The organism is Pseudomonas nunensis, from assembly GCF_024296925.1.
GTDB classification, from domain to species: domain Bacteria; phylum Pseudomonadota; class Gammaproteobacteria; order Pseudomonadales; family Pseudomonadaceae; genus Aquipseudomonas; species Aquipseudomonas nunensis.
On sequence record NZ_CP101125.1, the window covers coordinates 6746489 to 6759412 of the forward strand.

At 61.6% G+C, this 12924-nt stretch carries 8 protein-coding genes; 1 reads left to right on the forward strand and 7 read right to left on the reverse strand.

Annotated features, from left to right (window positions below):
- The first annotated feature begins 14 nt into the window (after positions 1–14).
- Positions 15–752, forward strand: coding sequence for a substrate-binding periplasmic protein (locus NK667_RS29835; RefSeq protein ID WP_054044243.1), 738 nt, complete (start codon positions 15–17; stop codon positions 750–752).
- Positions 753–934: 182 nt separating this feature from the next.
- Here the strand turns inward: NK667_RS29835 and yccS are convergent, their stop codons facing one another.
- From yccS to betA, 7 genes are all read right to left on the reverse strand, one after another.
- Positions 935–3118: a YccS family putative transporter gene (gene yccS, locus NK667_RS29840; RefSeq protein ID WP_054616890.1), complete on the reverse strand. Its 2184-nt coding sequence runs from the start codon at positions 3116–3118 to the stop codon at positions 935–937.
- Between the two features lie 266 nt (positions 3119–3384).
- On the reverse strand, positions 3385–4563 hold the full coding sequence (locus NK667_RS29845) for a BaiN/RdsA family NAD(P)/FAD-dependent oxidoreductase (RefSeq protein ID WP_054616889.1): 1179 nt from the start codon (positions 4561–4563) through the stop codon (positions 3385–3387).
- 159 nt (positions 4564–4722) lie between these two features.
- Positions 4723–6108, reverse strand: a complete 1386-nt coding sequence (gene dbpA / locus NK667_RS29850) for an ATP-dependent RNA helicase DbpA (RefSeq protein ID WP_054044240.1) — start codon at positions 6106–6108, stop codon at positions 4723–4725.
- A 407-nt stretch (positions 6109–6515) separates the two neighbouring features.
- The gene (gene mdtD / locus NK667_RS29855) at positions 6516–7943 is read right to left on the reverse strand and encodes a multidrug transporter subunit MdtD (protein WP_054616888.1); all 1428 of its coding nucleotides are present in this window, start codon (positions 7941–7943) and stop codon (positions 6516–6518) included.
- Positions 7944–8098: 155 nt separating this feature from the next.
- Positions 8099–9436 carry a TldD/PmbA family protein gene (locus tag NK667_RS29860; protein ID WP_054616887.1) on the reverse strand — a complete coding sequence of 446 codons (1338 nt, stop codon included), beginning with the start codon at positions 9434–9436 and terminating at the stop codon, positions 8099–8101.
- On the reverse strand, positions 9436–10878 hold the full coding sequence (locus NK667_RS29865) for a TldD/PmbA family protein (RefSeq protein WP_054616886.1): 1443 nt from the start codon (positions 10876–10878) through the stop codon (positions 9436–9438). The genes NK667_RS29860 and NK667_RS29865 overlap by 1 nt, the downstream gene beginning before the upstream one ends.
- A gap of 257 nt (positions 10879–11135) precedes the next feature.
- Positions 11136–12839, reverse strand: coding sequence for a choline dehydrogenase (gene betA, locus NK667_RS29870; RefSeq protein ID WP_054616885.1), 1704 nt, complete (start codon positions 12837–12839; stop codon positions 11136–11138).
- Positions 12840–12924 lie beyond the last annotated feature (85 nt).

The following is a 12924-nucleotide window of genomic DNA, read 5'->3' on the forward strand; positions in this document are numbered from 1 at the left end:
AAGGATTTTCTAGCATGCCGCGATTGCATCGAGCTCTTGCTTTGATTGGATTGCTGTTGCTGACACAGAACGCGGTGGCGGAAAAGCTGCGCCTGGTGGCCGATGCCTGGCCGCCCTTTACTGATGCCACGCTGGTCAACGGTGGCTTGGCCACCGACATCGTCAGCACCGCGCTGGCCCGGGCCGGCTATGCCAGTGATTTCGAGCAGGTGCCTTGGGCGCGCGCCTTGCTCGGCGTAGGCGAAGGCCGCTACGACGTGTTGGTCAACGCCTGGTACAACGACGAGCGCACCAAGCTCGGGCAATTCTCCAGCGAATACCTGCTCAACCGCGTGCGCTTCATCAAGCGCAAAGACGCGCCCATCGAATACAACAACCTGCAGCAACTGCACACCTACCCGATCGCCGTGGTGCGCGGGTACGCCTACTCTCCGGAATTCGATGAAGATGCGGCGCTACAGAAAATCCCGGTGCATAACTTCGCGATGGCCGTACGCATGCTGGCGGCTGATCGGGTCCAACTGACCCTGGAAGATGAGTTTGTCGCTCGTTACTACCTGGCCCGGGAATCGTCCAAAGTGCGCAACTCAGTCGAATTCCTGCCCAAGCCGCTGAGTGAAAACAGCCTGCACATTCTGGTCAGCCTGAAGAACCCGCAGCATGAGCAGATTGTGGCGGGGTTTGATCGGGAGATTGCGGCGATGAAGGCGGATGGGAGTTATGAGCGGTTGATGAAGCAGCATGGGATGTAGAAGGGCAGCGGTAAGTTTCAAGCTTCAAGCGGCAAGTTGATCGGCGGTGTTGCTGCTGACGTCTTCGCGAGCAAGCCCGCTCCCACAGGGGGTTTGTGTGGTGTCCAGAATTGCAGACACACCCTCAATCCAATGTGGGAGCGAGCCTGCTCGCGAAGGGGCCCGCCCGTCCACCACAACACTCAATCCTCGCTCGTATCCTTGATCAAATGCGCCGCCAACGTCCGCAACGGCCCCAACTGCCGGCAGATCAACGCCAACTGCGTCTGCACCAGCCGCTGACCCTCATCGATCTCATCCGGCATCTGCTCCAGCTCATTGGCCAGCGCCTCTTCCGCATCACTCTGAATCGCAATCGGCAGTTTGCTCGCCAAACCCTGGGCGATCTCATCGATGCTCGCCGCCAGGCTCACCCCGGCGCCGTCGATCAAATGCTCGCGCACATCTTGCGGCAACTGCGTTTCACGGTGCGCGCCGAGGCCTGACAAGTAGCTCAGCAACGTGTGGGACAACACCAGGAAACGGAAACCGACGTCCGCTTCCTTCCTGAAATGCCCCGGCTCCATCAGCATGTTCGCCAGCGTGGTCGACAGCGCCGCATCGGCGTTGTGCGCGTTGCGTCGGGCCAGGCGATAAGCCAGGTCGTCGCTTTTGCCAGCGGCGTATTGCTGCATGATCTGGCGCAGGTAAATGCTGTTGCAGGTCAGTGTATTGGCCAGCACTTTGTTCAGGCGCCGACCCTGCCAGTCCGGCAGAAAGAGGAATACCGCCAGTCCGGCGATCAGGCTGCCGAGCAAGGTATCGAACAGGCGCGGCAGGAACAGCCCGTAACCGTCGCCCACCTGGTTGAAGCAGAACAACACCATCAAGGTAATCGCCGCTGTCGCCAGGGTGTAGCGGGTGGTGCGGTTGATAAAGAACACCACCCCGGCAGCAATGGCGAAACCCGACTGGACCAACGGGTTCGGGAACAGGTCGAACAGCGCCCAGGCCAGGGTCAGGCCGATGGCGGTGCCGATGATCCGCTGCCCGAGTTTGCGCCGGGTTGCGCCGTAGTTCGGTTGGCAGACAAACAGCGTGGTGAGGATGATCCAGTAACCCTGGGACGGGTGGATCATATGCACCATGCCGTAGCCGATGCTCAGCGCCAGAGGCAAACGCAGGGCGTGGCGGAACAGCAGCGAGGTCGGCGTCAGCTGCGTGCGCAAGCGCAGCCACACATCCTTGAGGTTGCGCGGCGAGCGGTCGAGCAGGCTGCTGTCGGTGGCGTCGGCGAGGGCATCTGGGTTGCTCGCGTCGCTGAGCAAGCGGTCGAGGGTGCCAAGGTTGGCCGCCAGTGCGCGCAAGGAACGCAGCAGTCCGCGCCAGGCCGGGTTGCTCTGGATGCGCAGGTGTTCGAGGGAGGCGTGCAGGTCGCCCAGGGCTTCGGCGAAGCTGGCGTCATACACGAAGGGCTGGCGCATCTGGATCGATTCCGCCAGCGCCCGACAGGCTTTGCCTTGCTGGCGCAGCAGGCGCTGGCAGCGGAACATTACGTCGCTGTGGAAGAACGCGTCGGCCAGGGCGTTGTAAGGGTAGTGCGAGGAACTGGCGCGCTCGTGGATGTCCTGGGCGAGGAAGTACAGCTTGAGGTAACGACTGACTTTCGAGCCCGGCCGACCATTACCAACCCGGTGCAGAATGATTTCCTTGGCGACGTTCAGCGCCGCCACCACCCGGCCGTTTTGCTGGGCCAGTTCCAGGCGCCGCGCTTCCACGTCCATCTGCCGGATCGGTTCGAACAGCGACGATTTGAGTTTCAGGTACAAACCCAGTTCACGGAACAATCGCGCCAGGCTCTGCTGCACCGGCTGGTTGGAAAACATCGCCTGCCACAGCACCGAAAGCAATCCGTACCAGGCCGCACCGGCCACCAGCAGCACCGGTTCGTGCCAGAAATCGGTTACCGCGCCACCGCGCTGGTCCACGCCGATCATGGTGTAGACCGACAGGATCAGCGTCGCCGAGGCAATCGCGCCATAGCGTTCGCCAAGGGCGCCGAGCATGGTCAGGCCGAAGGCGGCCAACGCCAGGGCGACGATAAAGATGATGGGGTAGGGGAAGAGCAATTCGACCGAGAACGCGGCAACGCTGAAACACACCAGCGTCACGGCCAGCGCGTTGAGGCGGCCCTGCCAACTGTCGTCGGTCTCGGCCAGGGCGCTGGCGATGATGCCCAGGAACAACGGGATCAACAGGCCCATTTCATCCTGATACCAACAAACGGCCATGCTGCCGGTCAGGGCGATGAACACCCGCACGCTGTAGCTGAATTTATCCAGCGCCCAGAGGCGACGCAGAGACTGACTAAAAGGGGTCGATGACATGAAGTGCGAGGGCCTTCCGAGGCGATGACGCTAAATTGAGCCAGTAATGACGCCGACGCAATGGCGCCGATCACATCTGACAGCAAAATCTGTTCCTTGAGTGGTGAACATGGGGTTATCACCTTGAAATGAAATCCCCTGTAGGAGCTGTCGAGTGAAACGAGGCTGCGATCTTTTGATTTTGATTTTTTAAAGATCAGGATCAAAAGATCGCAGCCTCGTTTCACTCGACAGCTCCTACACAGCTCCTGCACCGAGTGGTGGGGTCAGGCGTATTGTGCGGCGGCGTAGCCCGAGGCCCAGGCCCACTGGAAGTTGAAGCCGCCCAAGTGCCCGGTGACGTCGAGCACTTCGCCGATGAAGTACAGGCCGGGGCTTTTCAGGGATTCCATGGTTTTGGACGACACTTCATGGGTGTCGACGCCGCCCAGGGTCACTTCGGCGGTGCGGTAGCCTTCGGTGCCGGCGGGGACGACTTTCCAGCTCGCGAGTTTTTCGGCGATGTCGGCGATTTCCGCGTGGGTGTATTGCTTCATCGGTTTGGAGACGAACCAGTTGTCCGCCAGCAGGTTGGCCATCTTCTTGGTGAAGATTTCCCCCAGTAAGGTTTTCAATTCGCTGTTCGGGCGTTCGGCTTGCTGCTGTTGCAGCCAGGTCGGTACGTCGTGGTCCGGCATCAGGTTGATTTCCACCGTGTCGCCGGATTCCCAGAACGACGAGATCTGCAAAATCGCCGGGCCGCTGAGACCGCGGTGAGTGAACAGGATGTTCTCGCGGAAGCTCTGCTCGTTGCAGCTCACCAGGCAATCCACCGACGTACCGGACAGCTCGGTGCAGAGTTCTTTGAGCTGATCGGTGATGGTGAACGGCACCAGGCCGGCGCGGGTTGGCAACAAATCGTGGCCGAATTGCTTGGCCACTTGGTAACCGAAGCCGGTGGCGCCCAGGGTCGGGATCGACAAACCGCCGGTGGCGATCACCAGCGATTCGCAGGTCAACTGACCGAGGGTGGTGTCCAGCAGGTAACCGCTTTCGAGTTTCTCGATGGTCTGGATCGAAGTGTCCAGGTGCAGGCTGACGCCGACCTGATCGCACTCGTTGAGCAGCATTTCGAGGATGTCGCTTGATTTGTTATCGCAGAACAACTGGCCGAGTTTCTTCTCGTGGTACGGCACACCGTGTTTGGCGACCATGCCGATGAAATCCCACTGGGTGTAGCGCGCCAGCGCGGATTTGCAGAAGTGTTCGTTCTGCGAGAGGAAATTGCCCGGTTCGGTGTACATGTTGGTGAAATTGCAGCGGCCACCGCCCGACATCAGGATTTTCTTGCCGGCCTTGTTGGCGTGGTCGAGCAACATCACCTTGCGCCCGCGCCCGGCGGCGGTCAGCGCACACATCAACCCTGCGGCGCCAGCGCCAATGATCACGACTTCGGTAGAGCGCAAAACGGTGTCCTCACACAAAATTCAGATTCACCGACAAACCAATGTGGGAGCGGGCTTGCTCGCGAAGAGGCCAGCACATTCAACACAGATGTTGTTTGTCAGTCCGTCTTCGCGAGCAAGCCCGCTCCCACATTTGATCTCTGTCAGCCAGAAGATCTCTTACAGAATACGCACGCGCAACGAACGGCCTTTGATCTTGCCGTCGTTCAGGCGCTGCAGCGCCTGCTTGGCAATCCCGCGTTCCACAGCCACATACGCCTGGAAGTCGAAGATCGCGATCTTGCCGACCTGGGCGCCCGGAATACCGGCGTCGCCAGTCAGTGCACCCAGAATGTCGCCCGGGCGAACCTTGTCTTTACGACCCGCGCCGATGCACAGCGTGCTCATCACCGGTAGCAGCGGTGCGCCGCCCTGGGAGGTGAGGTTGTCGATTTGATCCCAGCTCAACGGCGATTGCTGCAGCTTCTCGATGGCCTGGGCGCGGTGCGCTTCGGACGGGGCGACGAGGCTGATCGCAATACCCTTCTCACCAGCGCGACCGGTACGGCCAACACGGTGAATGTGGATTTCCGAGTCACGGGCCAGTTCGACGTTGATCACCATGTCCAGCGCATCGATATCGAGACCGCGCGCGGCGACGTCGGTGGCAACCAGTACCGACGTACTGCGGTTGGAGAACATCGCCAGCACCTGGTCGCGGTCACGCTGTTCCAGATCGCCGTGCAGGCCGACGGCGGAGATGCCTTTGGAGGTCAGGTGATCAACGGTTTCCTGGACTTGCTGCTTGGTGAAGCAGAACGCCACGGTGGACGCCGGACGGAAGTGGCCGAGGACCTTGGTCACCGCGCTCATGCGTTCTTCCGGGGAAATTTCGTAGAAGCGCTGCTCGATCTGCGTGTCGTCGTGGAACGCCTCGGCCTTGACGATCTGCGGGTTGCGCATGAACTTCGCGGCCAGTTGCTTGATGCCCGTCGGGTAAGTGGCGGAGAACAACAGGGTCTGGCGGCGTTCCGGGGTCTGGGCAATGATTTCTTCGATGGAATCGTAGAAACCCATGTCGAGCATGCGGTCGGCTTCGTCGAGGATCAGCGTGTTCAGGCCATGCAGCACCAGCGAACCTTTGCGCAAATGCTGCTGAATGCGACCCGGGGTGCCGACGATGATGTGCGCGCCGTGCTCCAGCGAGCCGATTTGCGGGCCGAAGGACACGCCGCCACACAGGGTCAGGACCTTGATGTTGTCTTCGGCACGGGCCAGACGACGGATTTCCTTGGCGACCTGATCCGCGAGCTCACGCGTCGGGCAGATGACCAGCGCCTGGCAACCGAAGAAGCGCGGATTGATCGGGTTCAGCAGGCCGATGCCGAAGGCAGCCGTCTTGCCGCTGCCGGTCTTGGCTTGCGCGATCAGGTCCATCCCCTTGAGGATCACCGGCAAGCTTTGCGCCTGGATCGGCGTCATCTGGGCATAACCGAGGGAGTCGAGGTTAGCCAGCATGGCGGCGGACAGCGGCAAAGTATTAAAAGCGGTGGCGATGGTGGTCACGGGACTGGCCTGCAAAACAAAATGTCGCGCAGTGTATCAGGCCTGCGTGTTGCACCTGCAAATTCTGGACGAGAAGCATGTAGCAGCCCCCGAGGGCGGTCCCGCAGACGCGCAACTCCGCCTCGTATTTGTAGCAGCTGCCGAGGCACGAGGCCGCGTCGGGCTGCGAAGCAGCCCCAAGTGCGGTCCCGCAAGCGCGCAACGCAGCCTCGTTTTTGTAGCAGCTGCCGAGGTACGAGGCTGCGTTGGGCTGCGAAGCGGCCCCCGAGGGCGGTCCTTCGGACGCGCAACGCAGCCTCGTATTTGTAGCAGCTGCCGAGGCACGAGGCTGCGTCGGGCTGCGAAGCGGCCCCCGAGGGCGGTCCTTCGGACGCGCAACGCAGCCTCGTGCCTCGACAGCTGCTACATCAGTGTTCTATGTCGTGTTCGCGACTGACCACCCGTCGACCATCATTTGGTGAAAGCTGGGAGAAGATCGTCGCGGCCAGCATCGCCATGATTCCGACCGTTACGAACGTCAGTTGGAACGCGCCCAGCACCGTTTCCACACCATCGTTGCCGATTTCCGCCGTAAACCCGCCGAGCAGCGCACCGGCGCACGCTACGCCGAGGCTCAAGGACAATTGCGCCACCACCGACAGCAAACTGTTGCCGCTGCTGGCACTGGCGTCGTCGAGGTCGATCAGGGTCACGGTGTTCATCGCGGTGAATTGCAAGGAGTTGATCGCGCCGGCAATCGCCAGCATCACCAGCAGCAGCCAGTACGGCGTCTGCTCGCTGACCAGGCCCATGGCCGCCAGCATGACGCCCAGCGCCAGGGTGTTGCCGGTCAGCACGATGCGGTAACCCAGGCGTTCGATCAGCGGCCGCGCCACGGACTTGGCGAACATCGCCGCTGCAGCCAGCGGCAACATGCTCATCCCGGCCTGGGACGGCGAATAACCCAATGCCACTTGCAGCAACAACGGCACAAGGAACGGTAGGGCGCCGCTGCCCAGGCGGGCGAACAGATTGCCGAGGATACCGACGGCGAACGTCCGGGTCTTGAACAACGACGGCGCGAACAGCGGATTGTCGATCCTCCCGGCCCGCAGCCAATACGCCGCCAGGCACGCCAAACCGCCGAACAGCAGCAACATGACGCGAAGGTGCGGCAGGTGCAGTTCGCCGAGGCCTTCCATGGCGATGGTGATCAGCACCATCGCCGCGCCGAACAGCAAGAAGCCCCAGCTATCGAACCGCGTACGCTCGCTGCCGCGCAGGTCGGGGATGAATTTCCACACGGCGTAGCAACCGATCACGCCGACCGGCAGGTTGATCAAAAAGATCCAGTGCCACGACAGGTACTGAACCATCCAGCCGCCGGTGGTCGGACCCAGCAACGGGCCGAGCAATCCGGGAATGGTGATGAAACCCATGATCCGCACCAGCTCCGAACGCGGGTAGGCGCGCAGCACCACCAGCCTGCCGACCGGCAACATCAAGGCACCGCCCAAGCCTTGAATGATTCGGGCACCGATCAGCATGGTCAGGGTGCTCGACAGCGCGCAGAGCAGTGAGCCGATGCTGAACAGCAGGATCGCGCCGAAGAAGATCTTCTTGGTGCCGAAGCGGTCGGCGATCCAGCCCGAAGCGGGGATCAGTAGGGCGACGGTGAGCATGTAGGCAATGATCACGCCTTGCATGCGCAGCGGGTTTTCCGCCAGGTCCTGGGCCATGGCGGGCAGGGCGGTGTTGAGGATCGTCCCGTCGAGGGATTGCATGAAGAAAGCAATGGCAACGACCCACGGCAACCAGCGGGCGGTGACAGGGTCGAGAGGTGGGCGGTTGGGCATGGGACCTCTTGCGGGAAAAAGGTGAATGCAATGTGATGGTAGGTCGCAATCCCTGTGGGAGCGGGCTTGCTCGCGAAAGCGGTGGACCAGTCAACATCGATGTTGAATTTGACGGCCTCTTCGCGAGCAAGCCCGCTCCCACAGGGTTTTTGTGTTTACAGGGTCAAGGTCAATCGGCTGACGAGCGCCCCCGGCAACAACGCCGACGCCGTCGCCCGCTGGCTATAGGTACTCGCCGACAGCAGCAACTCGCGCTCCTCGGTCAACGCTTCCAGTTGCGAACCGAGCAGGCTGTAGGCGCTGTCATCAAACCGCATGGTGCTCACCGGCGCCTGAATCTCGCCATTCTCGACCCAGAACGTCGCAAACCGCGTCATGCCGGTCAGGCGCGCCGCCGGTTGGTCCGAGTAGTTCAGGTACCAGAGGTTGCTGATGTACAGCCCCGTGCCCAGTTGCTTGAGAATCTCGGCTTGCGGCAACTCGCCGGCCGCCATGTTCAGCGCGCTCGGCATTTCACCGCCGCCCGCGCCATTCGCCGTCAGACCATACTCGGCGGCACTGCGTGAACTGACCATTTGCGCGCCGGCCTTGCCTTCGACAATCAAGCCCAAATCGCTGCGCGGATACCCTTCGCCGGAAAACGCCGGGCTCAGGGAGCCGCTGACTTTCTCATCGACAGACACCAACGGGCTGAACGACTGATCCCCGGCGTAGAGCTTCTGCAACGGGCTGTTCTTGCTGGCAATCGACTGCGCCGAGAAACCGCCCCAGCCCAGCATGTCCATGATTTCTTCCATGGCGGCCGGCGCGAGGTAAGCGCGGTACTGACCCGGCGCCAGGGTGCGCAACGGCCGACCGAGAAACGCCAGTTGCTCGCGCGCCAAGGCAAAGCGTTTTGCAAAACCTTCGCTGTTCCAGTCGTGCCCGGCGTAACTGGCCTTCACGGCTTGGCCGTTGTCATGGAACAAACTGAAATCGAAGTTGAAGCTGTTGGCCTGATGCCAGCCGAACGCACCCGAGGAACTGGCAAAGCCGCGACTGATCGGCCCGGCGGCGTAGAACCCCACCAGGTCCAGCCCTTCGGCAGCCTGGGTGATTTCGGCGACGACCTGCTCGGTGTCCGGCAGCGGGTGATCCTGCAGGTTCTTGCTCTGCCAGCCATTGTGATTGAGCAGCAGGTACGGGTCCGCTGGCAGCAGTGGCAGGGTTTCGCGCAGTTGTTGCAGACCTTCGGCCAGGCGTTGGATATCGGTTTCCGCATCGCCGGAGAGGGTGATGTTCAGGTCGGCGTGGCGACCCTCGTCGATCAGTTTGAAACCGACGCTCGCCTGCTGCACCTGCCCGGCCTGACGGACCTTGGCGTGGTTGAAGCGCACGAAGGCCGAGGATTCTGCGGCGTAGCTGAGGGTGAATTGTTCTGGCTCGCGAATCGCTTCGCTCAGCCATTGGACCAAAGCTTTGAAAGCGTCGGCCTGATTTTTCGACGTAGTCATCAGGCGTCTCCCCCAAACACATCAACGTTGCTGAACACGCAGGCCGGCGACGCATGGCCGACGCGGATCACCTGGTTCGGTTCGCCCTTGCCGCAGTTCGGCGTGCCCAGAACCTTGAAAGTATTGGCATCGCCGACTGCGCTGAGGCTTTTCCAGAAATGTGCGGAAATCGCCCGGTAGTTCGGGTTTTTCACCACGCCTTTGAGTTCGCCGTTTTCAATCAACTGGCCCCATTCGCAGCCGAACTGGAACTTGTTGCGCGCATCGTCGATGGACCAGGAACGGTTGGTGCTCATCAAGATGCCGTTCTCGATTCCGCCGATCAGTTTTTCCAGCGGCTGATCGCCGGGCTCGATGTTCAGGTTGGCCATGCGGTCGATCGGCGGACGGTTCCAGCCGCACGCGCGGCTGTTGGCCACGCCGTCCATGCCGGCGCGGAATTGCGACAGCGCGCCGCCCAATGGACGCAGCAGCACACCTTCTTTGATCAGGAATTGCTTGCTCGCGGCGGTGCCGTCGTCGTCATGCCCATAGCTGGCGAGTTGTTCGGGAATGTCCGGGTCGAAGGTCACGTTGAGCAGTTTGGAGCCGTATTGCAGGCTGCCGAAGTCTTCAGCCTTGACGAAACTGGTGCCGGCGTAATTGCGCTCATCGCCGAGGATGCGGTCGAGTTCCAGTGGGTGACCGATGGATTCGTGGATCTGCAGCATCATCTGGTCCGGCATCAACAGCAGGTCGCGCGGGCCTTGCGGGGTGTTCGGTGCCAGCAGCAATTGCAGCGCCTGATCGGCGATTTTCGGGCCGGCGCCGACCAGGCCGCAGCGGCTGATCACATCGAAGCCGCCCTGTTGGCCGAAGTTCTCGCGGCCCAGGGTGCGGGTCTGGCTGTCGTTGCCGTCGTAGGCGGTGACTTCCAGGCTTGGGTAGACGAAACGCTGGGCCTGGCGCAGTTCGGCGCCAGCGCTGCTGAGGTAAATCTGTTCGACGTTGGTGATGCCGATGCTCACCTGCCAGTTCACCAGGCGCTCGTCCTTGGGCACGGCGGCGGATTCGGCACCGAGCAGTTGGTAGCAGTCGCTCAGGGACGGGAAGGGCTGGTCGAAGTTCGGTGACAGGTAGTCGGCGCGGTCGCTGGAAACACGTTGCGCGCTCAGGTCGAGCAAGGCGTGGGGCTTTAGGCGGCGGGCTTGTTGCTCGGCTTTTTCCAGCGCGGCTTGCAGGCCTTGTTGCGACAGGTCGTTGGTCGCGGCATAGGCTTCGACACCGTTGACCCGAACGGTCAGCATCGCGCCCTCGTCACGGCTCAGGCTCGGCGGTTCGGCGACGTTCTTGCGTACAGACAGGTATTGGCCGGACTCGCGTACATATCGCAGCGAAAAGAATTCAGCGCCCGTGCGCAAGGCAGCAAAGCGCTGCTTGAGCTGGGGGTGGAAATCGAACATTCGAAAACCTCCTTGGAATGGAGAAGCGGCGTATCGGTACGGCGAGGGGGGTGAAACGTTTGCGTGGCGCTAGATTAGGCCTGCGCGGGGGGTAGGATCAAGGGCGAAGCGGTGTAGGAAGGGATTACTGAGGGGTGTCAGAGGGTTGTGTGTTGTTTGTGAGGGCCCCTTCGCGGGCAAGCCTCGCTCCTACAGGAGAATGCGATTCCTTGTAGGAGCGAGGCTTGCCCGCGAAGGCCGCGCCTCGGTATTACGCCTTACTGAGCAGTAGGGCTCACATCCCGCATCGGCTTGCCACGCACCGGTGCATCACCGGCGACGAAGTAAGCAGCCTTGCTGCGCGGCAATGGCTGACGACCACGGATCTTGTCGGCGATTTTCTCGGCGATCATGATCGTTGGCGCGTTCAGGTTGCCGGTAGTGATGATCGGCATGATCGAAGCATCGACCACTCGCAGGCTCTGCATGCCATGCACACGGCCTTCAGCGTCAACTACGGCCATCTCGTCGGTGCCCATTTTGCAGGAGCAGGACGGGTGGAACGCGGTTTCAGCGTGTTCGCGGATGAACTGATCGAGCTGCTCATCGGTTTGCACGTCGATGCCCGGGCTGATTTCGCGGCCACGGAAGGCGTCCAGTGCAGGCTGTTGCATGATTTCACGGGTCAGGCGGATGCCGTCACGGAATTCCTGCCAGTCCTGCTCGGTGGCCATGTAATTGAACAGGATGCTCGGGTACTCGCGAGGATCCTTCGACTTGGCCTGGATGCGACCACGACTTGGCGAACGCATGGAACCCATGTGTGCCTGGAAACCGTGTTCTTTCACGCCGTTGCTGCCGTTGTAGTTAATCGCGACCGGCAGGAAGTGGTACTGGATGTTCGGCCAATCGAATTCTTCGCGGGTGCGGATGAAACCGCCGGCTTCGAACTGATTGCTGGCGCCGATGCCGGTGCCGTTGAACAGCCACTCGGCGCCGATGGCCGGTTGGTTGTACCAGAGCAGCGACGGGTACAGCGACACCGGTTGGGTGCAGGCGTATTGCAGGTACAACTCAAGGTGATCCTGCAGGTTTTCGCCGACGCCTGGCAGGTCGTGGACCACCGGGATATCGAGTTTATTCAGCAGTTCGGCCGGGCCGACGCCGGAGCGTTGCAGGATCTGCGGCGAAGCGATGGCGCCGGAGCACAGCAGCACTTCCTTGCGAGCCTTGGCTTCAACGCGCTCTTCAGCGGCGCCGATCAAATAACGCACGCCGACCGCACGCTTGCCTTCGAACAGGATCTTGTCGGTCAGGGCGTGGGTGACGATGGTTAGGGTCGAGCGCTTCTTGGCGATGTCCAGATAACCGCGAGCGGTGCTGGCGCGACGGCCGTTCGGCGTCACGGTACGGTCCATCGGGCCGAAACCTTCCTGCTGGTAACCGTTCAGGTCTTCGGTGCGCGGGTAACCGGCTTGCACGCCTGCTTCAACCATCGCGTGGAACAGCGGGTTGTTGCCGGCTTTTGGCGTGGTCACGCTGACCGGACCGTCGCCACCGTGATAGTCGTTCGGGCCGATGTCGCGGGTTTCAGCCTTGCGGAAATACGGCAGGCAGTCGAGGTAGGTCCAGTTTTCCAGACCTGGCAGTTTCGACCAGTTGTCATAATCCATCGCGTTGCCACGGATGTAGCACATGCCGTTGATCAGCGAAGAGCCGCCGAGGCCCTTGCCGCGACCGCATTCCATCCGGCGACCGTCCATGTGTGGCTCTGGATCGGTTTCGTAGGCCCAGTTGTAGCGACGACCTTGCAGCGGGAACGCCAGTGCGGCCGGCATTTGCGTGCGGAAGTCGAGACGGTAATCCGGGCCGCCGGCTTCAAGCAGCAGGACGGTGACGCCTTCGTCTTCAGTCAGACGGGTCGCCAGGGTGTTACCGGCCGAGCCGGCACCGATGATGATGTAATCGTATTCTTGGGACATTAAATGCACCCTCTTTGAAGTTGGTCAGGTCGCCTGTAGCAGCTGCCGAGGTACGAGGCTGCGTTGGGTCGCGCAGCGGCCCTCT